The organism is Burkholderia sp. BCC0322, from assembly GCF_902833045.1.
In the GTDB taxonomy this organism is placed as follows: domain Bacteria; phylum Pseudomonadota; class Gammaproteobacteria; order Burkholderiales; family Burkholderiaceae; genus Burkholderia.
The window spans coordinates 210,416-236,173 of sequence record NZ_CADFDU010000006.1 but is presented as its reverse complement, the minus strand read 5'-3'; the positions used below and the strand labels follow the sequence as shown (position 1 = coordinate 236,173).

At 66.5% G+C, this 25,758-nt stretch carries 27 protein-coding genes and 1 pseudogene; 10 read left to right on the top strand and 18 right to left on the bottom strand.

Going from position 1 to position 25,758, the window contains the following annotated elements; all coding sequences use genetic code 11:
* Window positions 1-9 precede the first annotated feature (9 nt).
* Window positions 10-1,203 carry a urate hydroxylase PuuD gene (locus HWX39_RS19355; protein WP_175969554.1) on the top strand — a complete coding sequence of 398 codons (1,194 nt, stop codon included), beginning with the start codon at window positions 10-12 and terminating at the stop codon, window positions 1,201-1,203.
* A gap of 100 nt (window positions 1,204-1,303) precedes the next feature.
* On the opposite strand, the gene HWX39_RS19350 is transcribed toward HWX39_RS19355, so the two are convergent.
* From HWX39_RS19350 to HWX39_RS19295, 12 genes are all read right to left on the bottom strand, one after another.
* Window positions 1,304-1,714, bottom strand: a complete 411-nt coding sequence (locus tag HWX39_RS19350; RefSeq protein WP_175969553.1) for an ACT domain-containing protein — start codon at window positions 1,712-1,714, stop codon at window positions 1,304-1,306.
* 328 nt (window positions 1,715-2,042) lie between these two features.
* The gene (locus HWX39_RS19345) at window positions 2,043-2,555 is read right to left on the bottom strand and encodes an ureidoglycolate lyase (protein ID WP_175969552.1); all 513 of its coding nucleotides are present in this window, start codon (window positions 2,553-2,555) and stop codon (window positions 2,043-2,045) included.
* Complete coding sequence (gene alc / locus HWX39_RS19340) at window positions 2,552-3,565, bottom strand: allantoicase (RefSeq protein WP_175969551.1); 1,014 nt, start codon at window positions 3,563-3,565, stop codon at window positions 2,552-2,554. Before alc ends, HWX39_RS19345 begins: the two co-directional genes overlap by 4 nt.
* Window positions 3,566-3,627: 62 nt before the next feature.
* Window positions 3,628-4,149, bottom strand: a complete 522-nt coding sequence (gene uraD / locus HWX39_RS19335; protein ID WP_175969550.1) for a 2-oxo-4-hydroxy-4-carboxy-5-ureidoimidazoline decarboxylase — start codon at window positions 4,147-4,149, stop codon at window positions 3,628-3,630.
* Window positions 4,146-5,099: an allantoinase PuuE gene (puuE, locus tag HWX39_RS19330; RefSeq protein ID WP_175969549.1), complete on the bottom strand. Its 954-nt coding sequence runs from the start codon at window positions 5,097-5,099 to the stop codon at window positions 4,146-4,148. Before puuE ends, uraD begins: the two co-directional genes overlap by 4 nt.
* Before the next feature lie 147 nt (window positions 5,100-5,246).
* Window positions 5,247-6,038 (bottom strand): aspartate/glutamate racemase family protein, encoded by a 792-nt coding sequence (locus HWX39_RS19325; protein ID WP_174960932.1) that lies wholly within the window; start codon window positions 6,036-6,038, stop codon window positions 5,247-5,249.
* A gap of 10 nt (window positions 6,039-6,048) precedes the next feature.
* Window positions 6,049-7,533 carry an NCS1 family nucleobase:cation symporter-1 gene (locus tag HWX39_RS19320; protein WP_175969548.1) on the bottom strand — a complete coding sequence of 495 codons (1,485 nt, stop codon included), beginning with the start codon at window positions 7,531-7,533 and terminating at the stop codon, window positions 6,049-6,051.
* A gap of 150 nt (window positions 7,534-7,683) precedes the next feature.
* A complete protein-coding gene (locus HWX39_RS19315) occupies window positions 7,684-8,388 on the bottom strand; it encodes a GntR family transcriptional regulator (protein WP_175969547.1) in 705 nt (234 codons plus the stop codon).
* 307 nt (window positions 8,389-8,695) lie between these two features.
* Window positions 8,696-9,634 carry a muramoyltetrapeptide carboxypeptidase gene (gene ldcA, locus HWX39_RS19310; RefSeq protein ID WP_175969546.1) on the bottom strand — a complete coding sequence of 313 codons (939 nt, stop codon included), beginning with the start codon at window positions 9,632-9,634 and terminating at the stop codon, window positions 8,696-8,698.
* A gap of 111 nt (window positions 9,635-9,745) precedes the next feature.
* A complete protein-coding gene (gene tadA, locus HWX39_RS19305; RefSeq protein ID WP_175969545.1) occupies window positions 9,746-10,342 on the bottom strand; it encodes a tRNA adenosine(34) deaminase TadA in 597 nt (198 codons plus the stop codon).
* The gene (locus tag HWX39_RS19300) at window positions 10,339-10,740 is read right to left on the bottom strand and encodes a DnaJ family domain-containing protein (RefSeq protein ID WP_096471178.1); all 402 of its coding nucleotides are present in this window, start codon (window positions 10,738-10,740) and stop codon (window positions 10,339-10,341) included. The genes tadA and HWX39_RS19300 overlap by 4 nt, the downstream gene beginning before the upstream one ends.
* A gap of 269 nt (window positions 10,741-11,009) precedes the next feature.
* Window positions 11,010-12,239 carry an MFS transporter gene (locus tag HWX39_RS19295; protein ID WP_175969544.1) on the bottom strand — a complete coding sequence of 410 codons (1,230 nt, stop codon included), beginning with the start codon at window positions 12,237-12,239 and terminating at the stop codon, window positions 11,010-11,012.
* Window positions 12,240-12,561: 322 nt separating this feature from the next.
* Between HWX39_RS19295 and HWX39_RS19290 the strand changes: the two genes are divergently transcribed.
* From HWX39_RS19290 to HWX39_RS19255, 8 genes are all read left to right on the top strand, one after another.
* Complete coding sequence (locus HWX39_RS19290; RefSeq protein ID WP_175969543.1) at window positions 12,562-13,332, top strand: GntR family transcriptional regulator; 771 nt, start codon at window positions 12,562-12,564, stop codon at window positions 13,330-13,332.
* Window positions 13,329-15,068 (top strand): fumarate reductase/succinate dehydrogenase flavoprotein subunit, encoded by a 1,740-nt coding sequence (locus HWX39_RS19285; protein ID WP_175969542.1) that lies wholly within the window; start codon window positions 13,329-13,331, stop codon window positions 15,066-15,068. Before HWX39_RS19290 ends, HWX39_RS19285 begins: the two co-directional genes overlap by 4 nt.
* Window positions 15,069-15,078: 10 nt before the next feature.
* Entirely contained in the window at window positions 15,079-15,324 is a 246-nt protein-coding gene (locus HWX39_RS19280; protein ID WP_175969541.1) for a ferredoxin family protein, read from the top strand.
* A 31-nt stretch (window positions 15,325-15,355) separates the two neighbouring features.
* Window positions 15,356-16,351 carry a HEAT repeat domain-containing protein gene (locus tag HWX39_RS19275; protein WP_175969540.1) on the top strand — a complete coding sequence of 332 codons (996 nt, stop codon included), beginning with the start codon at window positions 15,356-15,358 and terminating at the stop codon, window positions 16,349-16,351.
* Window positions 16,348-16,635 carry a DUF971 domain-containing protein gene (locus HWX39_RS19270; protein ID WP_175969539.1) on the top strand — a complete coding sequence of 96 codons (288 nt, stop codon included), beginning with the start codon at window positions 16,348-16,350 and terminating at the stop codon, window positions 16,633-16,635. The genes HWX39_RS19275 and HWX39_RS19270 overlap by 4 nt, the downstream gene beginning before the upstream one ends.
* 97 nt (window positions 16,636-16,732) lie before the next feature.
* On the top strand, window positions 16,733-17,617 hold the full coding sequence (locus tag HWX39_RS19265; RefSeq protein ID WP_175969538.1) for an NAD(P)-dependent oxidoreductase: 885 nt from the start codon (window positions 16,733-16,735) through the stop codon (window positions 17,615-17,617).
* 50 nt (window positions 17,618-17,667) lie between these two features.
* Window positions 17,668-18,159: an NUDIX hydrolase gene (locus HWX39_RS19260; RefSeq protein ID WP_175969747.1), complete on the top strand. Its 492-nt coding sequence runs from the start codon at window positions 17,668-17,670 to the stop codon at window positions 18,157-18,159.
* A 117-nt stretch (window positions 18,160-18,276) separates the two neighbouring features.
* Window positions 18,277-18,756 (top strand): acetyltransferase, encoded by a 480-nt coding sequence (locus HWX39_RS19255; protein WP_175969746.1) that lies wholly within the window; start codon window positions 18,277-18,279, stop codon window positions 18,754-18,756.
* Here the strand turns inward: HWX39_RS19255 and HWX39_RS19250 are convergent.
* Window positions 18,717-18,941: pseudogene (locus tag HWX39_RS19250) on the bottom strand (TetR/AcrR family transcriptional regulator); the annotation flags it as partial. The gene HWX39_RS19255 and the pseudogene HWX39_RS19250 overlap by 40 nt on opposite strands.
* A gap of 257 nt (window positions 18,942-19,198) precedes the next feature.
* On the opposite strand from HWX39_RS19250, the gene HWX39_RS19245 reads away from it, so the two are divergent.
* Window positions 19,199-19,816, top strand: coding sequence for a 3'-5' exonuclease (locus tag HWX39_RS19245; RefSeq protein ID WP_175969537.1), 618 nt, complete (start codon window positions 19,199-19,201; stop codon window positions 19,814-19,816).
* A 156-nt stretch (window positions 19,817-19,972) separates the two neighbouring features.
* On the opposite strand, the gene HWX39_RS19240 is transcribed toward HWX39_RS19245, so the two are convergent.
* From HWX39_RS19240 to HWX39_RS19220, 5 genes are all read right to left on the bottom strand, one after another.
* A complete protein-coding gene (locus HWX39_RS19240) occupies window positions 19,973-20,266 on the bottom strand; it encodes a hypothetical protein (RefSeq protein WP_175969536.1) in 294 nt (97 codons plus the stop codon).
* A 568-nt stretch (window positions 20,267-20,834) separates the two neighbouring features.
* Window positions 20,835-22,454 carry a glutamine-hydrolyzing GMP synthase gene (guaA, locus tag HWX39_RS19235; RefSeq protein ID WP_175969535.1) on the bottom strand — a complete coding sequence of 540 codons (1,620 nt, stop codon included), beginning with the start codon at window positions 22,452-22,454 and terminating at the stop codon, window positions 20,835-20,837.
* Window positions 22,455-22,570: 116 nt separating this feature from the next.
* Entirely contained in the window at window positions 22,571-23,176 is a 606-nt protein-coding gene (locus HWX39_RS19230) for a hypothetical protein (RefSeq protein ID WP_175969534.1), read from the bottom strand.
* Window positions 23,177-23,182: 6 nt separating this feature from the next.
* Complete coding sequence (guaB, locus tag HWX39_RS19225) at window positions 23,183-24,643, bottom strand: IMP dehydrogenase (RefSeq protein ID WP_175969533.1); 1,461 nt, start codon at window positions 24,641-24,643, stop codon at window positions 23,183-23,185.
* A gap of 278 nt (window positions 24,644-24,921) precedes the next feature.
* Window positions 24,922-25,731 (bottom strand): DUF2182 domain-containing protein, encoded by an 810-nt coding sequence (locus HWX39_RS19220; RefSeq protein WP_175969745.1) that lies wholly within the window; start codon window positions 25,729-25,731, stop codon window positions 24,922-24,924.
* Window positions 25,732-25,758: the final 27 nt, after the last annotated feature.

Here is a 25,758-nt window from a genome sequence, read left to right as displayed (position 1 = left end):
AGGAGTTTCATGGAAGGCTTCATCACCGACTGGCTGAACCTCGCGCTGCGATGGCTGCACGTCATCGTCGCCATTGCGTGGATCGGCGAGTCCTTCTATTTCGTCGCGCTCGACAACAGCCTGAAACCGCCGACCGACCCGAACCAGCGCAAGCGCGGCGTGTTCGGCGAGCTGTGGCACGTCCACGGCGGCGGTTTCTACAACATGCAGAAGTACACGGTCGCTCCGCCGGAAATGCCGGATGACCTGCACTGGTCGAAGTGGCCGTCGTACACGACCTGGCTGTCGGGCTTCTCGCTGTTCTTCGTGCTGTACCTGCTCGCGCCGAACACCTACCTGATCGACAAGAGCGTGCTCGACATGGGCCCGGTGGTCGCCGTCGCCTCCGCACTCGGCTTCCTCGCGGCCGGCTGGATCGTCTACGATTCGCTGTGCCGCATCCTCGGTACCAACGACCGCGTGCTCGGCATCTGCGTCGGCATCTACGTGGTCGCCGCCGCCTACCTCGCGTGCCACATCTTCGCGGGTCGTGCGGCGTACCTGATCGTCGGCGCGATGCTCGCGACGATCATGTCGGCGAACGTGTTCTTCGTGATCATCCCCGGCCAGCGCAAGATGGTCGACAAGATGCTCAAGGGCGAAGAGCCGAACCCGATCTACGGCAAGCGCGGCAAGCAGCGCTCGGTGCACAACACGTACTTCACGCTGCCGGTCGTGTTCGCGATGCTGTCGAACCACTATGCGATGACCTACACGAACAAGTTCAACTGGGTCGTGCTCGTGATGATCATGCTGGCCGGCGCGCTGATCCGCCAGTTCTTCGTGATGCGTCACCGCGGCAAGCAGCTGTGGTACCTGCCGATCGGCGGCGTCGCACTGCTGTCGGGTGCGCTGGTGTGGACGATGCCGAAGCCGATCGCGCCGGAAGCCCAGGCCGCGAACGCGCCGAAGGTCGTGATCAACGACATCATGCCGATCCTGCAGCAGCGCTGCATCGAGTGCCACTCGGCCAAGCCGACGCTGATGGGCAGCGCGCCCGCGGGCGTGATGTTCGACACGCCGGACGAAGTGTCGAAGAATGCGCAGCGCATCTACGAACAGGCCGTGCGCCTGAAGGCGATGCCGATCGGCAACGTCACGCACATGACCGACGACGAGCGCACGAAGCTCGCCGCCTGGTTCGAGGGTGGCGCGAGCAAGTAAGCCGCCGTGCGCCGTGGGTCGTTTCCGGCGCCATCCTCTCCGTTCGCGGGCCCGGTGACGGGCCCGTTCTTTTTTGCGTGTCCCGGAAGCCCTTCGCGCGTCAGCCGCGCATCGCGTCGCGCTGAAGCGCGACGAGCGCATCGAGCGCGCGCGGGCCGTCGTCGAACGGCACGAAGATGTGATCGTGGCAGGCAGCCGCCATCACATTGCAGCTGATGCCGGCCGCACCGAGTGCTCGTGCGAACGCCGCCGTGAAGCCGACAGCTGCAAGGTCGGAATGCACGGTCAGCGTGATCCAGGCCGCACGGAACAGCACGCGCCAGCCGTGACGCGCGGCTGTCTGCTCGTCCACGACGACCGTCAGCCCTTCCGCTTCGCGGAACGTCGCAATCACTTCGGATAACGATACGCCTGCGCCGGTCGGCAGCGAGACGAATGCGAACGCACCCTGATGCAGTTCGGGCCGCATCGTGCTCAGCAGGATCGCGAGGTCGTTTTCAGGTTGGCTCATCGAAGGAACACGCCCGGAATCGGGCATCGTGCGGTGAAGATGCGGGTACGATAGCATGCGCAGGCACCACCGCTACGCGTGCAGCGTCGCGACTTCGTCCGCGAGCCAGTCGCGCAATGCGCGCGGTAAGCGAATCGTCCTGCGTGCGCGCCGGATACACGACGTGATACTCGCCGCGCGCCGCTTGCGAACCGGCGTCGCAGCGTCGGCAGGTCGCGCGACACGCGTAACAACGCGGCGACCTGAACCTCGCCGAATCGGCCGCGCATAAAAAAACCCCGCACGTGAAGCGCGGGTTTCATCGGATGACGGCGGAAACGCCGGTGACTCAGGCCGTCAGCGCGTGCAGCGCCTCGTCAGTGAGCCACAGCGATTCCTGCAAGTCCTGCTCATTCAGGTTCAGGCCGTCGCCGCCGCGATCGACGACGATGAAATCGCTGACGCCGCCCAGCGCAATCAACGGGTGATGCCACACGCCCTTCGCGTAGTTGACGCCCTGCCACCCGCTCGTCACGAACGCGCGGATCTTCGCCGGATCGAGATCGCCCGCGGGCGCCACGACGACGAGATACGGCTGGTCGTTCAGCGGCACGAAGGCCTGGCTGCCGAGCGGGTGCCGCTCCAGCATCTTCACTTCGAACGGCAGCGTGCGCGGCTGGCCGCGGAACAGGTTGACGAGCGTGCGGCCGCCTTCATCGGTCACGTCGACTTTCGCGAGATCGTGAAAGCGGATCGTGGTGCCGAGGTTGATCGGGATCTGCTTCGCCCCTTCCGTTTCGATCACGTCGCCGAACGGCGCGAACGCGTCCTTGGTCAGCGGTTCGATAACAAGCGTCTTCATTTGTCGAGCGTCCCCCACAGACGCAACCGCGACACGCCGCCGTCCGGAATGATGTTCAGCCGCACGTGCGTGACGGGGCCGAGCGACGCGATGTCCTGTTCGAAGAAGTGCTGCTTGTCCATCTGCAGCTTCTGTTCGCCGAGCAGCACGGGCCAGAACATCGACTGCGTGATCAGCGAGCTGTCGGTGCCGCCCGACACGTAGGCGGCCTGGATCGAGCAGCGGTCCGGGTAGTTGCCCTTGAAGAACGCGGTATCGACTTCGATCTTGCGGATCACGCCCGGCTGCGCGAGCGCAATGATCGCCCAGTCGTTGCCCGGTTCGCGGCGGCGGCGGGTTTCCCAGCCGTCGCCCATGTTCACGCCGCGGCCCGGCAGCAGCAGGTTCGACGCGACGCCGAAATGCTGGTTGTTCGCGGCCACCACGTAACCACCGTTTTCCATCGCCGCGAGATCGAACTGCTCGGTCGCGCTCGCGCCGGCCCAGTCGAGCTGCGGCTGGCCGTACACGCGCAGGCGTGCGATGCCGCCATCCGGATAGATGTTCACGCGCAGGTGCGTGAACGCTCGCGCATCGCTCGCTTCGACGTAATGATGGCTGTTGCCCTGCAACGTCGTCGACGGCACGATCTCGACCCACTCGGTCGCATGCGTCGGCGCGCCGTCGGCCACGAACGCGGCCTCGATCGACGCGGCCGGCGGAAAGTTGCCGGTGAAGTGGCTCGTATCGATGTCGAAGCCCTTGATCACGCCCGGGCGCGCGAGCTTGACGATGCACCAGTCGTAGCCCGTCGTGCGCTTGCGGCGCGTTTCCCAGCCGTCCATCCACTTGCCGTGGTCGTCGTACTTGCCGGGGATGAAGACGGCCGGCTCGGGGTTCAGCATCCGGTCCTTCGGCGCGAAGAAATCGTCGCTGGCTTCGAGCGCCTGCGCGCCGAGACGCGGGTCGGCAAGGTTCACGTAGCGCCGCGTGAAGTCGGGTGCGTTGGGATCGAGAAGCGGAACAGCCATGATGTTTCCTTGTTTCAGTGATGCGATCAGGCCGCTGCGCCGCAGCGGGCCCTGCTGCGATGTCAGGCGTCGATCAGGTCGTCGAGGCGAAAGCGCGCGATCCGGTAGATCTGGTCGAGGCTCGCGCGCAGTTCCTCGGTGCGCGAATGATTCACGCGCGATTCGAAGTTCGCGATGATGCCGTGCCGGTCATAGCCGCGCACCGCGAGGATGAACGGAAAGCCGAACTTCTCGCGATACGTGCGGTTCAGCGTCAGCAGCTTGTCGAACTCTTCCTGCGTGCACTGGTCGAGGCCCGCGCCGCTCTGCTCGCGCGTCGACTCGGCGGTCAGCTCGCCACGCACGGCAGCCTTGCCGGCCAGCTCCGGGTGAGCATTGATCAGCGCGAGCTGGCGGGCTTCGCCGCTCGTTTCCACCGCACCCGACATCGTCTCGTGCAGCGCGTCGATGCTCGCGAACGGTCGCTCGGCCGCGGCGACTTCGGCCACCCACGGCGAATGTTCGAAAATCCCCGACAACGCCGCGACAAATGCGCTCGGCGCCATCGTGTTCAGTTGTTCCAACGTGTAGCGCATCGCCTTCATGCTTTCCCTTCGTTTCGATGATTGGGCTGATACGGATGATGTTCACGCCAGTGACGCGCGATATCGACACGCCGCGTCACCCATACGCGATCGTGCTTCTCGATGTGATCGAGGAAACGCTGCAGCCCGCGGAACCGGCCCGGCCGGCCGAGCAACCGGCAGTGCATGCCGATCGACAGCATCTTCGGCGCTTCGTCGCCCTCCGCGTACAGCACGTCGAATGCGTCGCGCAGGTAGTCGAAGAAGTGATCGCCGGTGTTGAAGCCCTGCGGCGTCGCGAAGCGCATGTCGTTCGTGTCGAGCGTGTACGGCACGATCAGCTGCGGCAACTTCTTGCCGCCCGACACGTCGACGTCCATCCAGAACGGCAGGTCGTCGCCGTAGTTGTCGGAGTCGTACAGGAAGCCGCCGTATTCCGCGACGAGGCGGTGCGTATTGGGGCTGTCGCGGCCGGTGTACCAGCCGAGCGGGCGCTCGCCCGTCACGCGCTCGATCGCTTCCATCCCGAGGCGCATGTGCTCGGCCTCGAGTTCCGGCGTCATGCTCTGGTAGTGAATCCAGCGCCAGCCGTGGCACGCGATTTCATGACCCAGTTCGACGAATGCGCGCGCGAGTTCCGGGTGGCGTTCGATCGCCATGCCGACGCCGAATACCGTCAGCGGCATCCCGCGCTTCTCGAATTCGCGCAGGATGCGCCAGACGCCGGCCCGCGAACCATATTCGTAGATCGACTCCATGCTCATGTGGCGGTCGGGATACGCGGCCGCGCCGACGATTTCCGACAGGAACTGCTCGGAGCCCGGATCGCCGTGCAGCACGCAGTTCTCGCCGCCCTCCTCGTAGTTCAGCACGAATTGCACGGCGATGCGGGCGCGCCCCGGCCAGTTCGCCTGAACGGGATGGCGGCCGTAGCCGATCAGGTCGCGAGGATAGTTGGGATCGAGTGACATGGTTCGAATGCGGCGAAAGCTCGCTGAAATAATGGGTTCGCATCGACTGCGCAGGTGCCGGAGGCCGGCTGCGCAAGCCGATGCGATGACGACCCAGTGTAGCGAAAACGCCCATATGCGCCCATACAGCGGCGCAGATAGTGCGTGTCAGACGGTGTGTATGTGCGGTTGCGGCAAATTCGGGACCGGTTCGGCCGCATCCCCGTCCGGCGGGCTGAAGCGGGCGAACGCGCCGTCGTAGCGCTTCGGCAGCGGCCGCGCGTAATCGCCGCGCTTCGCGGTCGCGAGGCGCAGCGCGACGAGCGCCTCGGCCCACTTGACGGCCGCGGTGACGCCCTCGACCACCGGCGCGCCGATCTGCTGCTCGATCTCGTGCGCGAACTCGGCCATCCCCGCGCAGCCGAGCACGATCGCGTCGGCGCCGTCCTCGTCGAGTGCGCGCCGACATTCGTCGACGATGATCCGGCGCGCGGCCGAGCCCGGCCGGTCGAGTTCGAGCACGGCCACGTCGGTCGCGCGCACGTTGCGGCAGAACCGCTTCATCCCGTAGCGCTCGGCGAGATGCCATGCCATCCCGCAGGTACGCGCGAGCGTCGTGACGACCGAAAAGCCCGGCGCGAGCACGCTCGCCGCATGCATCGCGGCCTCGGCAATGCCGATCACCGGCCCGCGTGCCAGCTCGCGCGCCGCGTAGAGGCCGGGATCGCCGAAACACGCGATGACGTACGCGTCACAGCCGTCGCGCTCGCCCTGCGCGATCTCGGCGAGCAGCCCCGGCGTCGCGAGCGCCTCGTCGTAATACCCTTCGATCGATGGCGGCCCCATCGGCGGACTCACCGCGACGATCTCCGTGCCGGCGGCCGCGACCTCGCGCGCGCAGCGGCCCATCGCGTCGGTCATCCGCTGGGTCGTATTCGGATTGATCAGTCTGATCTTCATCGCACCCTCCTCAGGCGTTCGCGCTCACGAGCAGCCGGTAAAACACGAAGCCGAGCCCCGCGCCAATGAACCACGAGAAGTTCGCGACGCCCTGCCAGCCCGGCACCATCACGCAGACGACCGCGATCACCGCGGCCGGCAACAGCGCGGCAAGCGCGCGGCGGTTCACACCGCCCGTGTACCAGTACGCGCCGCCTTCCGACATCGTGTACAGGTCGTCGCGCACGAGCCGGCCGCGCTTGACGAGGTAGAAGTCGGCGATCAGCACACCGTACAGCGGGCCGATGAACGCGCCGAGCACGTCGAGCGTGTAGTGGATCACGGCCGGGTTGTTGAACAGGTTCCACGGCGTGATGAAGATCGACGCGACGGCCGCGAGCATCCCGCCCGCGCGCCAGCTGATCAGCCGCGGCGCGACGTTCGAGAAGTCGAACGCGGGGGACACGAAGTTCGCGACGATGTTGATGCCGATCGTCGCGATCGTAAACGTCAGCGCACCGAGGATCACCGCGGTCGGATGGTCGATGCGGCCGACCGTCTCGACGGGATCGGTGATGAGTTCGCCGAACACCGGCAGCGTCGCGGCCGTCGTGATCACCGTGACGAGCGAGAACGCGAGGAAGTTGACCGGCAGCCCCCAGAAATTGCCGCGCTTCACTTCGCCGAACGAGCGGCAGTAGCGCGAGAAATCACCGAAGTTCAGCATCGGCCCGGAGAAGTACGACACGACGAGCGACACAGCCGTGATCATCACCGGAATCACTTCCGCGCCGTGGTACTTCACGCCGCCGAGGTTGATGCCGATGTTGCGCCAGCCTGCGCGCCACACCATGTAGCCCGCGAGCATGAACATCACGACGTAGACGGCCGGCCCCGCGAAGTCGATGAACTTCTTGATCGTCTCCATCCCGTTCCAGAACACGAACGCCTGGAGCACCCACAGCAGCATGAAGCCGGCCCAGCCGACCGCCGAGAGCCCGAGGAAGCCGTGGCGATGCACGTCCGCGTACGGCAGCCATTGCGGGAAGAATTTCAGCACGACGATCACGAGCGCACTCGATGCGAGATAGGTCTGGATGCCGTACCACGCGATCGCGATCAACCCGCGGATCACGGCCGGCACGTTCGCGCCGAGCACGCCGAACGTCGCCCGGCACGCGACCGGATACGGCACGCCGATCTGCTGGCTCGGCCGCGCGATCAGGTTGCACAGCAGGTTGACGATGCCGATCCCGGCGATCAGCGCGATCAGCACCTGCCAGCTCGTCAGCCCGAGCGCGAACAGGCTGCCCGCGAACACGTAGCCGCCGACGCTGTGCACGTCCGACATCCAGAACGCGAAGATGTTGTACGAACCCCATGTCTGATTTTTCAGGGGTGCCAAATCTTCGTTGTACAAACGTTCGCTGTAACCATTCGGCAGTGCCGGGTCGCCGCCCTCGCTGCCTTCTTCCGCCGGATAGGCGCTGTCGTGCGCCACACTGAACTGAGCCATGACTTCTCCTTGACGCGGCCGGGCGGCCGCTCCACCGTCATCGAAATCGCTCCGGATCGACGCCCGGAGTCGGACCAGCGGCCCGCGGCAAACACCGCGGGCCTGCATTTCGCTCGTTCTTGTGGCGCGCGGCCGGGTTCGCGTCGCCGCTCAGGCGCCGCCGAACACTTCGCGCAAATCGACCTGCCCTTGCGCGGGCCGGTCCAGCATCTTCAGTTCGACATGCTGCAGGTGGTGCGCCATCAGCGTCACCGCCCGCTTCGGATCGCCCGTCTCCAGCGCGGCGAGGATCTCGTCGTGGTCGTCGCACGAGCACGGGCTGCGCCCGTGCGATTCGTACAGCGCCGACATCAGCGTCGAGCGTGCGACGAGCCCTTCGAGGCACTCGCTGAGCGTCGCATTGCCCATCAGCGTGGCGAGCGCCGTATGGAATTCGCCCGACAGGCGGATCCAGGCCGCGAAGTCGTGCCGCTCGAACGCCTTGCGTTCCTTCTCGATCAACGAGGCGACGCCCTTCAGCCGCTTCGCGCCGGGCCCGGTCGCCAGCCGCTCGACCACGGCGAGCTCGATGATCCGGCGCATCTCGAACACCTCGTGCACGTCCTGCAGCGTCGGGCTCGCAACGAACGCGCCGCGGTTCGGCTCGAGATCGACCAGCTTGTCGGTCGCGAGCTGCGCGAGCGCCTGGCGGATCGTCCCGCGCTTCACGTTGAATACGTCGCAGAGCTGCGCCTCCGTCAGCTTCGCGCCGGGCGCGAGCCGATGCTCGAGGATCGCCGTGCGGATCCGCTCGGCGATCGCTTCGGGACTGGCGGCACCGGACAGGTGGGATTCGGGCTCGTTCATGATCGGCATCGTGTGATGATCCTCATCCTAGGGCGGACATAAAGATTGTCAACAATTCTTTTCCGGCATTGCGCACAATCGGCGTGCATCGATGCGACCCCGTTCGGTGCACGATGCGCAGAATCCATGCATGACAAGGTTTAGACGTACGACGGAGGCGCCTCTCGTCGTATACGCTCCAGGCCATTTTGTTGACAAAACTGGTGCAAGATCTGGCGCCGACCCGGTTGGCGTCGACGAAAATGTTTGACCGTTAGTTGCGCTTCTACGTAAAGAAAAAGGCGGGAAACCCGCCTTTCGACCGACTGCGCCCGCATCAACCGAGGTGCGGATAGTCCGACACAGTGAGGCGGAAACCGTGCGCGTTCGCGACCAGTTGCGCCTGCGCGCCGAACGGCAGCGTCAACAGATCGGGCACGTGGCCGAACTGGAGGCCCGTCACGACCGGGATCCCGATCACCGCACGCACCTGGTCGATCATCGCCTGCATGTCATAACCGTTGTCGTACTCGAACGGCCGAGCGCCGGTGAACTGGCCGAGCACGAGCGCCTGCTGGCGCGCGAGCAGCCCCGACAGGTGCAATTGATAGATCATCCGTTCGATCCGGAACGGCTGCTCGTTGACGTCTTCGATGAACAGGATGCCGCCTTCGATGTCGGGCATGAACGGCGTGCCGACGAGCGACGTGAGGATCGCGAGGTTGCCGCCCCACAGCGTGCCCGTCACGTTCACGCTCTGCACCTGCGGCGCTTCGGCGACGATCGTCGTGCTCGACTGCGTCAGCGTCTGCCAGAAGTGCTGCATCGTGAAATCGCTCGGCGTTTCCGCGCCGAAGTCGGCGGACAGCATCGGGCCGCCGAACGTCTTGATGCGCGCCTTCGCGTACAGCGCGAGCTGGAGCGCCGTGAAATCGCTGTGGCCGACGAGCGCGACCGGCTGGTCACGCAGCCTGCGTTCGAGCCCGCGATAGTCGAGCCCGTGCAGGATGCGTGCGGCGCCGTAGCCGCCGCGCACCGCGAGCGCGATGTCCGGCAGCGGCCGCTCGGGATCGGCAAGGCGGTTCAGGTCGCCTGCCCGCTCGCCGTCGGTGCCGCCGAACCGCTGGAAGCGCCGCTGCGTCGCTTCGATGTTCTCGATGCGATGCTGCGCGGTGCTGAGGCGCTCGAGCGCGCGATTGATTGCGTCTGGGTCGTGCGGATAGCCGGATGGCGCAAGCAGGCGGATGGTGTAGGACGCGGCGGGCTGGAAGGACATGGCGAAGAGAGGTGTCGGGTCGTCAAACCTGCTTAGAGGGTCCGAACCGTCGCCGGTTCACGGAACCGTGCGCGCCCGGCTCGCACCGAGCGACGGGCGCGGCGAGCGCGCCTATGACGCGCCGGATTCGGCGTCGCGGGCCAGCCGCGCTTCGCGCAGCGCGCGACGGCGCTCGGCGAAGAACGACTTCAGCGCGGCGCCGCACTCGTCGGCGAGCACGCCGCCGGTCACTTCGGTATGGTGGTTCAGCTGAGGATTCGCGAAAGCGTCGATCACACTGCCGCACGCGCCCGTCTTCGGATCGGCGGCGCCGTAGACGACCCGCGCGATGCGCGCATGCATGATCGCGCCCGCACACATCAGGCACGGCTCGAGCGTCACGTACAGTTCGCAGCCGGGCATCCGGTAATTCTGCAGTTGCTGCGCGGCCATGCGCAGCGCGGCCATTTCCGCGTGGGCCGACGGGTCGTGCCCGCCGATCGGATGGTTGAAGCCGCGTGCGATCACTTCGTCGCCACGCACGAGCACCGCGCCGACCGGCACTTCACCGGCCGCGCGCGCCTCTTCGGCGGCAGCCTGCGCAAGACGCATGAAATGCAGGTCGCGCGCCGATACGGGCGCTGCTTCGGGAATGGGAGAATCGGCGGCGGGTTCGGACGCAGGGGCGGCTGCCGACCGGGCTGCATCGTGCAGCGCGTCGGACGTCACATCGGCCCCGCTTCGGCGGGCACTTCGTCGAGCCCGCGCTCGCACAGGCGCTCCGCGATGCGCCGGCAGTAGTCGCGCGGCATCACCATCGGGCCGCCGCGCAGCGATTCGAGCGCCATGTCGAGCGCGAGGATCTTCGCCTGCAGCCGGCACCGGGCGGCACGGTCGCTGACCGCCTGCACTTCGTCATGCAGGTTGCGCAGCGCGCGCAATTGCTCGACGGCCGGCGGCACGAAGCCCGCATTCTTCAGGATACGGTTGGCCACCCGCACCTCCTCGGGCACGAGCAAGTCGTCATCCAGCGCCTGCGGCGCGCCGGTACCCGGCAAATCGTCGAACTCGCCCCGGGCGGCGGCGGCGGCAATACGTTGTTCGACCAGGGCGTCAAGCAATCTCATCAGTCAATCGGAACAATGCGGCAGGCCGAATTCTAGCAGGGTGACGCGGGTATGACAGGCCCTTCGAATATATGCTCGATATTGTATTTTTAGGGGCCGAATCGCAGCGCATGCGCGCCGATCGGTCTCATTTGCCGCTCCGCTGCGCCGCAGCGGGCCGCGGGCCGTTCTGACACCCGCCAAAGCGCACGATGTCGGGCCCTGATTTCTTCTTCAGCAACGCGGATCAAGCCGCGCCGATCCGTTGAAACGGAGGCCGCGTCGACGGGTCACGCGGCCACCGTTTCCAGTCGCGCTTTCGCGAACGGGCGGAACATCATCGCCATCAGGAACGCGCCGACGCCGATCGCGAACGAACCGACGTACAGCCAGCCGTAGCTGCCGAACGTATCGACGATCAGGCCGCCGGCCACGGGGCCCGCGGCCATCCCGAGGCTGCCGGCCATCGCGCAGCCGCCGATCACGGTGCCCATCATCCGCAGCGGGAAGTTCTCGCGCGCAAGCACCGAATACAGCGGCATCACGCCCGCGTAGATGAAGCCGAACAAGGTCGCGACCGCGTAAAACCCGTCGAGCGTGCGCACGAAGTCGTACCCGAGCGCGCCGAGCGCCTGCGCAAGCAGCCCGGCTACCAGCATCCGCTTCGCGCCGATGCGGTCGCCCAGGATCCCGAATGCGATCCGCCCGCCCATGCCGGCAAGCCCTTCGACGCTGTAGATCGACACCGCGACGATCAGCGGGATCCCGCACGTCACCGCGTAGCTGACCGTATGGAAGATCGGGCCGGAATGCGTCGCGCAACAGAAGAAGTTGGTCAGCAGCAGCACGACGAACTGCGGCGAACGCAGCGCATCCGCGACCGACATCGCCGCAGGCTCGCCGGCGGGCGCTGGCGCCGCTGGTGCCGCCGGGGCCGCATGCGCGCCGTCGAGCGCGGGCGCCCGGCGCACCAGCAGCGACACCGGAATCATCGTGACGGCCGCCAGCGCCGCAATCAGCAGCATCGACGTGCGCCAGTCGCGCACCGACACCAGCCATGCGGCCAGCGGGGCCATCGTCATCGGCGCCATCCCCATGCCGGCCGACACGAGTGACACCGCGAGGCTGCGGTGCGTGTCGAACCAGCCCGTCACGCACGCCATCATCGGCGCGAATATCGCAGCCGTCGCGCCGCCGACGGCGAGGCCGAAAGTGAGCTGGAACGCGAGCAGCGACGGTGCGCGGCTCGCCAGCGCCAGGCTTGCCGACAACAGGACGGCGCCCGTCATGACGACCGGGCGCGTGCCGATGCGGTCCGACAGACTGCCCCACGCCATGCTCGCGAAGGCCATCGCGATGAAGCCGAGCGTCATCGCACCGGAAATGCCGGTCATCGACCAGCCCGTGTCGCGCGCGATCGCGCGCAGGAACACCGGCAGCGAAAACATCGCGCCAATCGCGATGCAGCCCATCAGGCCGCCCGCGGCGACGATGACCCAGCGGTATCGGGAATCCGTCATGGGGTGCCTCCTTGTCGTGACGACGATCCTCGGGAGCCGGGCCCCACCTGCTTCGCGCAAGCCCGGTCGATGTGGATACGACGGGCGACCCGTCGGGAAATCGACAGGTGCGGCACACGCGACGTCGAATTTTTTGTTGTCCGCCGAGCCACTCTGCCCGCAACGGGCGAATCGGGCCGGCACCGCATGCCGGATCGTCCATTCGGTCAGCCCCCTGCCGTCGCGCTTTTCCGGAATCGGAAAGTCGAAATCAGAAATAGTTGGTTGGGGCGCGCGATCACGCTGACTACACTCGAGCGATCTTGTCATAACAAGTTGATCGATGACCTCCCCCAACGTCGTGCCGCTGTCCGCGGCCCCGCTCTACGTGCAGATCAAGGACACGCTGCGCGCGCGCATTCTCGACGGCACCTATGCGCCGCACAGCCGGATGCCGTCCGAGCACGAACTCTGCGCGATGTTCGACGTCAGCCGTATCACGGTACGCCAGGCACTCGGCGATCTGCAGAAGGAAGGACTGCTGTTCAAGCTGCACGGCAAGGGCACCTTCGTGTCGAAGCCGAAGGCGTTCCAGAACGTGACCTCGCTGCAGGGCTTCGCCGAGGCGATGTCGTCGATGGGCTACGAGATCGTCAACCAGGTGCGCAGTTTCCGCACCGTCAAGGCCGACCGCCATCTCGCGACGAAGCTGAACGTGCCCGAGGGCGCGCCGCTCGTCGAGATTCATCGCGTGCGGCTGCTGAATCGCGAACCGGTCTCGCTCGAGCAGACCTGGGTGCCCGAAGCCCTCGGCAAGCGCCTCGCGGGCGCCGATCTCGCGACCCGCGACATTTTCCTGGTCCTGGAAAACGACTGCGGCATCCCGCTCGGCCATGCCGACGTGTCGATCGACGCGATCCTCGCCGACGAAGAGATCGTCGATGCGCTGCACGTCGAGGAAAGCAGCCCCGTGCTGCGCATCGAGCGCCTCACGCACGACGCGTCGGGCTCGCCGATCGACTACGAGTACCTTTACTTCCGCGGCGACGCCTTCCAGTACCGGCTGCGCATCGACCGGCAGAAGGCGCGCAAACCTGCAAGGAAACAGCGATGACGACTCATGTGCTCGAATACGACATCGTCGTGGTCGGCGGCGGCACCGCCGGCCCGATGGCGGCGATCAAGGCGAAGGAGCGCGATCCGTCCCTGCGCGTGCTGCTGCTTGAAAAAGCCAACGTGAAGCGCAGCGGCGCGATCTCGATGGGGATGGACGGCCTGAACAATGCGGTGATCCCCGGACATGCGACGCCCGAGCAGTACACGCGCGAGATCACGATCGCCAACGACGGGATCGTCGACCAGGAAGCCGTGTACGCGTATGCGACGCACAGCTTCGAGACGATCGAACAGCTCGACCGCTGGGGCGTGAAGTTCGAGAAGGACGGCACCGGCGACTACGCGGTGAAGAAGGTCCATCACATGGGCTCGTACGTGCTGCCGATGCCCGAAGGACACGACATCAAGAAGGTGCTGTACCGGCAGTTGAAGCGCGCGCGCATTGCGATCACGAACCGGATCGTCGCGACGCGCGTGCTGACCGACGCGCACGGCCGCGCGAGCGGCGTGCTCGGCTTCGACTGCCGCACCGCCGAGTTCCACGTGGTCCGCGCGAAGGCCGTGATTCTCTGCTGCGGCGCGGCCGGCCGCCTCGGCCTGCCGGCCTCGGGCTACCTGATGGGCACGTACGAGAACCCGACCAACGCGGGCGACGGCTACGCGATGGCGTATCACGCCGGCGCCGCGCTCGCGAATCTCGAATGCTTCCAGATCAACCCGCTGATCAAGGACTACAACGGCCCCGCGTGCGCTTACGTGACAGGCCCGCTCGGCGGTTTCACCGCGAACGGCAAGGGTGAACGCTTCATCGAATGCGACTACTGGAGCGGCCAGATGATGTGGGAGTTCTACCAGGAACTGCAAAGCGGCAACGGCCCCGTCTTCCTGAAGCTCGACCATCTCGCGGAAGAAACGATCCAGACCATCGAGCAGATCCTGCATACGAACGAGCGGCCGAGCCGCGGCCGCTTCCACGCGGGGCGCGGCACCGATTACCGCAGCCAGATGGTCGAGATGCACATCTCCGAGATCGGTTTCTGCAGCGGCCACAGCGCATCCGGCGTGTATGTGAACGCACGCGCGGAGACGACCGTGCCCGGGCTCTATGCGGCCGGCGACATGGCAGCCGTCCCGCACAACTACATGCTCGGCGCATTTACGTACGGCTGGTTTGCCGGGCAGAATGCGGCCGACTACGTGGCCGGCCGCGAGCACGCGCCGGTGGACGACGAACAGGTCGCCGGCGAACGCACCCGCGTGCTCGCCCCGCTGCTGCGCGAGCGTGGCCTGGCGCCGGCGCAGGTCGAATACAAGCTGCGCCGCATGGTGAACGACTATCTGCAACCGCCGAAGGTGACGCGCAAGATGGAAATCGGGCTGCAACGCTTTGACGCCATTACCGAGGATATCGAATCGATCAAGGCAAACCATCCACACGAGCTGATGCGTGCCGCCGAGGTGCGCGCGATTCGCGACTGCGCGGAAATGGCCGCGCGCGCGTCGCTGTTCCGCACCGAGAGCCGCTGGGGGCTGTACCACCATCGCGTCGACTTTCCGCATCGCAACGACGCCGAGTGGTTCTGCCACACCTGGCTGCGCAAGGACGCCCATGGCGAGATGCGCAGCGAGAAGCGATCGGTCGAACCGTACGTCGTGCCGCTTGCCGACGACGATCGCGCCGCCTACACGAATCTGCGCATCCGCGAACCGGCCGCGCTCGCGGCCGCCCGTTGAGGAACCTGCCATGCCCCATACGCCACACGACATCTTCCAGCGCAGCAGCGCCCCCGTCACGATCGACGAGGCCCGGTGCATCGCCGACAAGGGCTGCACCGTCTGCGTCGACGTGTGCCCGCTCGACCTGCTCGCGATCGACGTGACCAAAGGCAAGGCCTATATGCAGTTCGACGAATGCTGGTACTGCATGCCGTGCGAGCGCGATTGCCCGACCGGCGCAGTCAAGGTCGACATCCCTTACCTGCTGCGCTGACCGCGTCCCTCAACGCTCTCACCCGTCGCCCATGACCGACTCCTCCCTCGCTGCCGCGCTGCCCCGGGCACACGCCTGCGACGAAGCTGCACTCGCCGCCCGCCTCGCCGCGCCCGACGCCTCCGTGCGCCGCGTCGCGCTGTTCGAACTCGCCGATCTCGAAGCCCCCGGATTCGTGCCCGCTTTCATCGCCGCGCTGCGCGACGATCCGTCGGCCGACGTGCGCGGCGAAGCCGCCCGCGTGCTCGGTGCGTGGGAGCAGCCCGACGTCGTCGACGCACTGTGCGGCGCATTGCTCGATCCGGACAACGACGTGCGCACCGCCGCGGCGCAAAGCCTGTCCGAACTGAAGGACGCGGCATCGGGCGCGGTGCTGTGTCGCTGGGCCGACCGGCCCGAGCCGATCGTGCGCCGTGCCGTCCTGCGCGGATTGCGCGAATTGCGCGACCCTGGCGCATTCGCGCCCGCGCTGCACGCGCTCGACGCCGAACACGCCGCGGTGCGCGCCGAAGCCGTGGCGGTGCTCGGCTGGCTCAAGGATCCGCGTGCGCTGCAGCCGCTCGCACGCATCGCGACCACCGATGCCGCCGCGGACGTGCGACGCGTCGCCGTCGGTGCGATCGGGTTCGCGACGCCCGACGATGCATCCGTCATCCACGCGCTGTTCGCCGCGTTGCGCGACCGCGAATGGCAGGTGCGCGAGGAAGCGGCCACGACGCTCGGCAAGCTGCGCGTCGCGACCGCGCGCGAACCGCTCGTCGCCGCGCTCGGCGACGACTACTGGCAGGTGCGCTTGCGTGCCGCGCGCGCACTCGGGCAACTGCGCGATGCGGCCGCGGCGCCGGCCGTCGTCGCGCTGCTCTCGCATGCGATCAGCAACCTGCGCAAGGAAGCCGCGCTTGCGCTCGGTGAATTGCGCGACCGCGCGACGTTGCCCGCACTGACCCACGCACTGGAGGATCAGGATCCGGAAGTACGCAAGGCCGTGCGGATCGCGATCCGGCAAATCGACGAGGCGTCGCAATGATCGCCCCGACCGAAATCGTGCTCGATCATCCGGCGCGCTCGTTGATCCTCCGCTGGCCGGACGGTCGCACGCAACGCGTCAGCTATGCACGGCTGCGCGGCGATTGCCCGTGCGCGGAATGCAGAAGAATCCGGCTCGACGGCGGTCGTGTCGATGCGCTGCCCGAACTGATGCTGGACAGCCTTGAAACAGCCGGCTACGGCATCCGCGCGGTGTTCGGCGACGGTCATGCCCGTGGCATCTATCCGTGGCCCTATCTGGCGGACATGACGGCGCGGCCGTGACGTGGCTCGCGCGGGTGCGTGGACGAAATAGCAGGCGTGCGCAAACGCTGCGATACTGACGCCCACGATCGTCTCCACCCACCGTGGGAGCCAGAACATGCAAACCGCAGTCGGATTCATCGGCCTCGGCGTGATGGGCACGCCGATGGCGCTCAATCTCGCGCGGGCCGGTACGCCACTCGTCGTGTGGAGCCGGTCGCACGGCAGCGACGATGCGCTGCGCGACGCCGGCGCGCGCGTGGCCGAGCACATCGACGACGTGTTCGCGGCCTGCAGCACCGTGATCCTGATGCTCGCGAACGACGCGGCGATCGACGCCGTCCTCGCGCGCGGCACGCCCGGTTTCGCTGCCCGTGTCGGCGAACACACCATCGTGAACATGGGCACGAACGCACCCGAGTATTCGCGCGCGCTGGCCGATGACATCGCTGCCGCGTCGGGCCGCTACGTCGAGGCACCCGTGTCGGGGTCGCGCAAGCCGGCCGAAGCCGGTCAACTCGTCGTGATGCTTGCCGGCGCACCGGACGACGTCGACGCCGTCCGCGCGCTCGTGAAGCCGCTGTGCCGCGACAGCTTCGTGTGCGGCGACGTGCCATCGGCGCTGACGATGAAACTCGCCGTGAACCTGTTCCTGATCACGATGGTCACCGGCCTGACCGAAGCCACACATTTCGCGCAACGCCACGGCATCGATCTCGCCCGCTTCGCCGATGTGCTGAACGCAGGCCCGATGGCGAGCGACGTGTCGCGCGTGAAACTCGGCAAACTCGTCGCGGCCGATTTTTCGGTGCAGGCCGCGATCACCGACGTGCTGAAGAATGCACGCCTCGTCGCCGAATCCGCCCGCGGCATCGGCATCGCGTCGCCGCTGCTCGACATCTGCCATGCGCTGTACGGCGAGACCGAGCGGGCCGGACATGGCGCGCACGACATGGTCGCCGTGATCCGCGCGATCGAGCAGCGTACCGACGACGCACGATGAATCGTTGCCGGCCGCCACACACACTCGAACGCTTCTGCGCTTGGCAATTCATGTCCGATTCTCCCCGCCCGCCGACCGGCGTCACCGCTTGCGTCCGCCCTGTTCCCGCCGTGATCGGCATCGTCCTGCGGGAGCGCGACGTGCTGCTGGTACGCCGCGCCAATCCGCCCGATGCGGGCTGCTGGGGGTTTCCCGGCGGCAAGATCGAGGTGGGGGAATCGATCTCACACGCGGTCGTGCGCGAGATCGCCGAGGAAACCACCGTCGACGTCGAAGCGCTCGACGCCTTTACCGCGCTGGATGCGTTCGATTACGATGCTGACGGCGACGTGCGTCAGCATTTCGTGATGATCGCGGTGCTGTGCAGATGGCTGCGCGGTACGCCTGCCGCCGGCGACGATGCAATCGATGCGCGCTGGTTCAATCTCGCCGAACTCGACCGCGATGACTTGCCGATGAGCGCGGGTGTTCGTGATGTCGCGCGACGCGCGATCGAGCGTACGGCGGACCTTGACGGCGCGCTACGTCCGGCCAATGCCTGAATGAAATACCTGAACATCGCCGTCTTTCACGCAGCCCTTGCGAGTGGCCCGATCGGAGCCACGGCGGTACCGGTTACCCGCCGAACTTCCAATGACAAATCAAAGCTGGGCCAAACCATGATCAGAATTCGCAAGTCCACCCAGGCCGACGGCGCACGCGTGCTGGATATCTGGCGCAACGCGGTCTACGCCACGCACCACTTTCTCAGCGACGACGATCGTCGCGCGATCGAATCCGAAGTCGTCGCGTTCCTGCCCGGTGCACCGCTCGATCTCGCCGTCGATGAAAGCGGCCGCGCGATCGGCTTCATGCTGCTCGACGGCAGTCACATGGAGGCGCTGTTCGTCGATCCCGCTCACCATGGCGCGGGGGTCGGGCGCCTGCTCGTCGAAGAGGCGCTCAAGCGTCATCCCGACCTGTCGACCGACGTCAACGAACAGAACGAATCGGCAGCGGGATTCTATGAGCGGCTCGGCTTCGAGCGGACCGGGCGTTCGGCGCTCGATGGACAAGGGCGGGCCTATCCGCTGATTCACCTGCGCTTCCGCGCGGCACCGCGGCCGCCCGCCGCATACGCAAGCATGCGCGCGGTGTAGTCGTCCTCCCACGCGGTCAGCAACGTCCTGACGAAGTCCTCGCGATTGCGGAAGTGGTGATAGAACGATCCGCGGGTCACGTTCAGTCGTCGCGCGAGGCTCTCGGCCGAAATGCCCGCGTACCCTTCCCCGTCGAGGGTGTCGAAGCCCGCTGCAATCCAGTCGTTACGCGTCAGTGTGCTCATCGTCATCGCCATACAGGCTGTGTATGGTGCGGCATGGACAGATAGGCCGCGAACCCTATCACGGCCGCCGCCGCTCCCGGCAGCGCGCCACGACGCATGGAGTCCGCCTTGAAAGACATTGCGCTCGTCGCCTTCGACCAGGTCGGCGTTCGCCGCGAGGAGGGTCGTTTCTCGAGTTGAACGAGTCTGTCGCGGGCCCGGAGATGCTAACCTCTCGGCCACTCTAACGACACCGCGTGAAGCAACAGGATTCGACCATGCAAACCGTTGCGGTACTGGACTTCGAAACAACCGGACTTTCGCCGAACATGGGCGACCGTGCGACCGAAATCGCCGTCATCCTGCTCCGGGACGGACAAGTCGTCGACCGTTTCCAGAGCCTGATGAATGCGGGCAGGCGCATACCGTCCGATGTCGTCGCGCTGACCGGCATCACGAACGAGATGATCGCATCGGCACCGCCGGCGTCGAAAGTCATGAAGGAAGCCGCGGCGTTCGTCGGCAAGCATGCGGTCGTCGCTCACAACGCCGGTTTCGACAAGCGGTTCTGGCAGGCGGAACTCGGGCTTCTTGGCGTGTCGGCCGAGCATGCCTTTGCCTGCACGATGCTTGTCGCGCGACGCATCTACCCGGACGCCCAGAGTCACCGCCTGTCGAACCTGGTGGATATGCTGCGGCTGCCGAAATCGGGACGTGCGCACCGGGCGATGGTCGATGCCGAGATGGCCGGCCATCTGTGGTGCCGGCTGCAGCAGGACATCGCGCGGACTTACGGACTGGTTCGCATCGATCACGCGCTCATGACACGCGTGCAGGCAACGGCGAAGGCGAAGGTGCCGATGTACTTGCGTTCGCTCGTGGGCTCGCACGCATGATGAATCCGGAGCGTGACGGCCCTGGCTTGTGCAAGCCGTCAACGAAAAACGGCTTGGCAACCTGCCAAGCCGTTTTCTTGCCGCGACAGTCATCCGGTTGATGCCGTCGTGACCCGCTCCGACGCTGACCAGCCGGGTCGCGACTTGGCTTTCGAACTATTCAAGGCCGATAAGAAGGACCTTGAGGGTACCGCCGTGGTTGAGGTCTCCCAGATAGGCCACGACCTTCTGCTTCTGCCCAAGCGCTGTGAGTGCGTTTCCGATCTGGATCAGCAACGCCGTATTCGAGGCATTCACTGCAAACGAATTCCCGCCCTCGTTATTGAGCATGAAAGGAAGGGTATCGTGATTGTCCCAATAGCCCAGTTGAATTGACTCAACGTCTACGCGTTTCAAACCGTCCGCCTGCTCAGCGAACTTCTGAATTTCACTGAAATTTTCGTTCGACATGACAATTTCTCCTGCTGTGAGTTGAAAAACCGAGAACCAGGGCCGTATAGGTCGAATCTGGCTCGCGCGAGTCACGCATCGACAACGTTCATCACAACCTCCGCAGTGGCTTGGGTCAGCCATCCGCGAAGCGCACCTGCCGGGAAGAAATTAGGCTGAGCGCGCGGAGCAATCAATTACACTCGATTACAGTCGCGGTGAAACTGGGCGGGGTAGCCGCACCGCGTTTACCGACTTCTCTGCCAGGCGGTCTCGCTACGCAGCCCGCGGACGCTGTTTCAAATCCGCGCCTTTTGCGCTGCAACTGATTGCAGGCACCGATCGAGTACGGCACGGTGCAATCGATGAGCAAAGTCGCTGGTTGGACGAGTGTGGAAATAGAAGCACCCGCGACGCCTCATCGCGCACGAATGCTCGGGTGCGTTCCAGTCGATGAAACACGAAATCCGCGCGATGTTCCAATCGGGCGGTGGCGCCAGTCGGGTCACCAAAAACAAAAAAGCCCGCTATGAAGCGGGCTTTGATGTGTTCTGCTGTCAAGTCGTACCGGTACGTGCCGGACGGCCAATCATTCCCACTCGATCGTCGCCGGCGGCTTCCCCGAGATGTCATACACCACACGGTTGATCCCGCGCACCTCGTTGATGATCCGGTTCGACGCGCGGCCGAGCAGCGCGTACGGCAGGTGCGCCCAGTGTGCGGTCATGAAGTCGGTCGTCTGCACCGCGCGCAGCGACGTCACGTAATCGTACGTGCGGCCATCGCCCATCACGCCCACCGACTTGACCGGCAGGAACACCGCGAACGCCTGGCTCGTCAGGTCGTACCAGCTCTTGCCGACATCGGCTTCGCCGCACAGGCCGGCAGCCGCATCGTGCGCGGTCGCGGTCGTGTTGCGCAGTTCCTCGATGAAGATCGCGTCCGCGCGGCGCAGCAGATCCGCGAACTCGCGCTTCACTTCGCCGAGAATCCGCACGCCGAGGCCCGGGCCCGGGAACGGATGGCGGTACACCATCTCCGGCGGCAGGCCGAGCGCGACGCCCAGCTCGCGCACTTCGTCCTTGAACAGGTCGCGCAGCGGCTCGAGCAGCTTCAGGCCGAGCGTTTCCGGCAGGCCGCCGACGTTGTGGTGGCTCTTGATCGTCGTCGCCTTCTTCGTCTTCGTGCCGCCCGATTCGACCACGTCCGGGTAGATCGTGCCCTGCGCGAGCCACTTCGCCTTCGACAGCTTCTTCGCCTCGGCCTGGAACACCTCGACGAACTCGCGGCCGATGATCTTGCGCTTCGCTTCCGGATCGGTCACGCCGGCCAGGTGGCCGAGGAACTGTTCGGACGCGTCGACGTGCACGACCTTCGCATGCAGGCGGCCCTCGAACATGTCGAGCACCATCTTGCCTTCGTTCAGGCGCAGCAGGCCGTGGTCGACGAACACGCAGGTGAGCTGGTCGCCGATCGCGCGATGGATCAGCGCAGCCGCGACGCTCGAATCCACACCGCCCGACAGGCCGAGAATCACTTCCTCGTCACCGACCTGCTCGCGGATCTTCGCGACGGCTTCCTCGATGTGGTTGCTCATGATCCAGTCGGGCTTCGCGCCTGCGATCTGCAGCACGAAGCGCTCGATGATCTGGCGGCCCTTCACCGTGTGCGTGACTTCCGGATGGAACTGCACCGCGTAGTAGCCGCGTGCCTCGTCGGCCATGCCGGCGATCGGGCAGCTCGGTGTCGACGCCATCAGCGCGAAGCCCGGCGGCAGCTCGGCAACCTTGTCGCCGTGGCTCATCCAGACCTTCAGCATCCCGTGGCCTTCGTCCGTCTTGAAATCCTCGATGCCGTCGAGCAGGCGCGTGTGGCCGTGCGCGCGCATTTCCGCGTAACCGAATTCGCGGTGGTCGCTCCATTCGACCTTGCCGCCGAGCTGCACGGCCATCGTCTGCATGCCGTAGCAGATGCCGAGCACCGGCACGCCGAGATCCCACACGGCCTGCGGCGCACGCAGCTGATGGTCTTCGTACGTGCTCGCGTGGCTGCCCGACAGGATCACCGCCTTCGGCGCGAACTCGCGGACGAAGTCGTCGGACACATCGTTCGGATGGATTTCGCAGTAGACGTGCGCTTCGCGCACGCGTCGCGCAATCAGTTGGGTGACTTGCGAACCGAAGTCGAGAATCAGGATTTTGTCGTGCATGGCTGCGGACGGGATGAAGAGAATAAGAAAGGCAGCGCATCATTTTCATCATGCGCTGCGTCAATAGCATGGACAACGGCGTCGGGCGGAAGGCAGCACGCTCGACGCATGGCCGGTCAATCCTGCATCGGCGGGCGCTCGTCGAGTGCGACGCCGCCCGACGATGATTGGCCGGATGCGGCCGGCGAAGGTGCCGCTGGCGCCGCGGGACGGCTGACGACAGGTTCGACACGCTGCGGTGCGGACGACGACGGCGCAGATGCCGTCGCCGTCTCGGCCGGACGCTGCGCCGGCGCGCGCGCCTCGAGCGCCTGCGCCTTTTCGCGCCGGCGCACGGCCGATGCGAGCCGCACGCCGCCTAGGCCGAGCACGATCAACGCGACGCCGGCCACGGCCGACAGCACCCTGCCGGCGGCCGCGAGCGCGGGACCGCTGCCGGTGCCGATCGACCAGACGATCGTCAGCGCGCCGATCAGCCAGTACACATGGCCGACCGCTCGCGCGACCGGCGCGGTGAGATCGCCGTTGAACGCTGCATGAAACGCGAGCCACGCGAGCCCGAGCAGCGCGATGCCGAACGCCTGGCCGAGCATCGCCGGCTGGACGTTCGCGAGCTGCAGCGCGTTGAAGAGCGACTGCCAGGGCGTCAGCACGAACAGCACGCCGAACGCCAGCAACAACACGGCATCGATGATCAGCACGGCTCGCAGCAGCGGTTTCATCGGCGATCAGTCCACGTGGTAGTTCGGCGCTTCCTTCGTGATCTGCACGTCGTGCACGTGCGACTCGCGCATGCCCGCCGCGGTGATCTGGACGAATTCGGCCTTGTCGTGCAGTTCGTCGATCGTGCGGCAGCCGCAGTAGCCCATGCTGGCGCGCACACCGCCGACCAGCTGGAACAGGATCGCGTTGACCGAGCCCTTGTATGCGACACGGCCTTCGATGCCTTCCGGCACGAGCTTGTCGATGTTCGCCGAGTTGTCCTGGAAGTAGCGGTCTGCCGCGCCATCCTTCATCGCACCGACGGAACCCATGCCGCGATACGACTTGTACTGGCGGCCCTGGTACAGGAACACGTCGCCCGGCGCCTCTTCGGTGCCCGCGAACATGCTGCCCATCATCACCGCGTTCGCGCCGGCCGCGAGGGCCTTCGACACGTCGCCCGAGAAGCGCACGCCGCCGTCGGCGATGCACGGCACGCCCGTGCCCTTCAGCGCTTCCGCGACGTTCGCGATCGCGCTGATCTGCGGCACGCCGACACCGGCGACGATTCGCGTCGTGCAGATCGAGCCCGGGCCGATGCCGACCTTGACCGCATCTGCGCCGTATTCGACGAGCGCCTTCGCGGCGGCGGCCGTCGCGATGTTGCCGCCGATCACTTCGACGTGCGGGAAGTTCTGCTTGACCCAGCGAACGCGCTCGAGCACGCCCTTGCTGTGGCCGTGCGCGGTATCGACGACGATCACGTCGACGCCGGCCTGCACCAGCAGCTCGACGCGCTCTTCGTTGTCGGGACCGACGCCGACTGCCGCGCCGGCGCGCAGCTTGCCGTGTTCGTCCTTGCACGCGTCCGGGTGCTCGGTCTGCTTCGTGATGTCCTTGACGGTCATCAGGCCGCGCAGTTCGAACGCGTCGTTGACGACCAGCACGCGCTCGAGGCGGTGGCTGTGCATCAGCGCCTTCGCTTCGGCGAGCGGCGTGCCTTCCTTGACCGTGACGAGACGCTCGCGCGGCGTCATGATCGACTTGACCGGCTCATCGAGGCGGGTTTCGAAACGCAGGTCGCGGTTCGTGACGATGCCGACGAGCTGCGGGCCTTCGACGACCGGGAAACCCGAGATGCCATGCTGGCGCGACAGCGCGATCACGTCGTGCACCTTCATTTGCGGCGGCACCGTGATCGGGTCGCGGACGACGCCCGATTCGAAACGCTTGACCTTCGCGACCTCGCGGGCCTGTTCGGCCGGCGTCAGGTTCTTGTGGACGATACCGACGCCACCCTGCTGTGCCATCGCGATCGCAAGGCGACCTTCGGTGACCGTGTCCATCGCGGCGGACACGAGCGGCATGTTCAGGGAGATGTTGCGGGTCAGCTTGGTCTTGAGGCTGGTGTCGCGCGGGAGAACGTCGGAGAAGGCGGGAACGAGGAGCACGTCATCGAAAGTGAGTGCTTTTTGGATCAGACGCATGGCAAATCCTATGGGCGCAAAAGCGAATTATACGCGAAGCGCTGCGAATTTTCACAACACGAACAACGGCTTAGCCGGTTTCGGCCGTTCGGGGGCCGAATCGTTCGGATCGTCGTTCGGTTCGTTTTCGATCGCCTTTCGTTTCACCGCCGCATCGAGCCATTCGCGCAACCGGCCGCGAAACGGCCCATCCGCCTGTTGCGGACGGGCCACGCGGCGGCAGCGGCGACGGGAAAGCGCGGCCCGGCAACACGCCGCACGGGCATGCCTTCCCCGTCTTACAGCAGCCCGGCCGCGCGGACAATCATCGCCGTGCCGCCGCCGACCGCGACCCAGCCGACGATCCGCGCCACCCGCGCGCCGGCCGGCACGAGGCGCTCGGCGGCGATCGCCACCGTCACGGCCGCCATCACGCGCGGATCCATCATGCCGGCGGCCAGCGCGACCGCCATCAGGTTCCCGCAACACATCCCGCATCGCATGGCCGTTCGCACGCCGTGCCGCCATGCCGCACCGGCCTCGGCGCGCGGCGGGGGCACACCGGTCGCGGCGTGCCGGCAGCACGCCAGCCGGCGCGCCTTCCATCCGGAGAATTGCAGGACGCCGGCAGCCAGTACGACCGCGCCAGCCGCGAACGGCATCGCCCCGGCAAGCGCCGGCAGCCTTGCGGCGGCGCCCGTCAGTGCGGCGCCGGCCGGAAACACGAGCGCTCCCACCGCCATCCACACCGCGAAATACCCGGCACCCGCGACGACGACGAGCCCGGCCGAACGCGCCGCCGCCTGCAGGCCGACGCACTGCCGGTATCGCCAGAGCACCGGCGCCAGCACGGGCAGCATCATCGTCACCGTCATCGTGCCCCACATGCCGGCGAACACCGCGAACGCGCGGCCGGCGCTCCATCCACACGGTCGCTGCCACGGCGCCGACGTCATCATCCAGCCGGCGGACACGGGAGCGCCGCCCATCGCGGCCATCGACGCGTACTGCGCCACGGTCGCCATCGCGGCGACGGTGAACACCGCCACGAGCACCACCGCGAAGGCCTGCGGATCGGGCCCCGGAGCGCCGGGCGCCGGCCGTGCCATCGCCCGCCCTCGCCCGCCGCCGGCGCG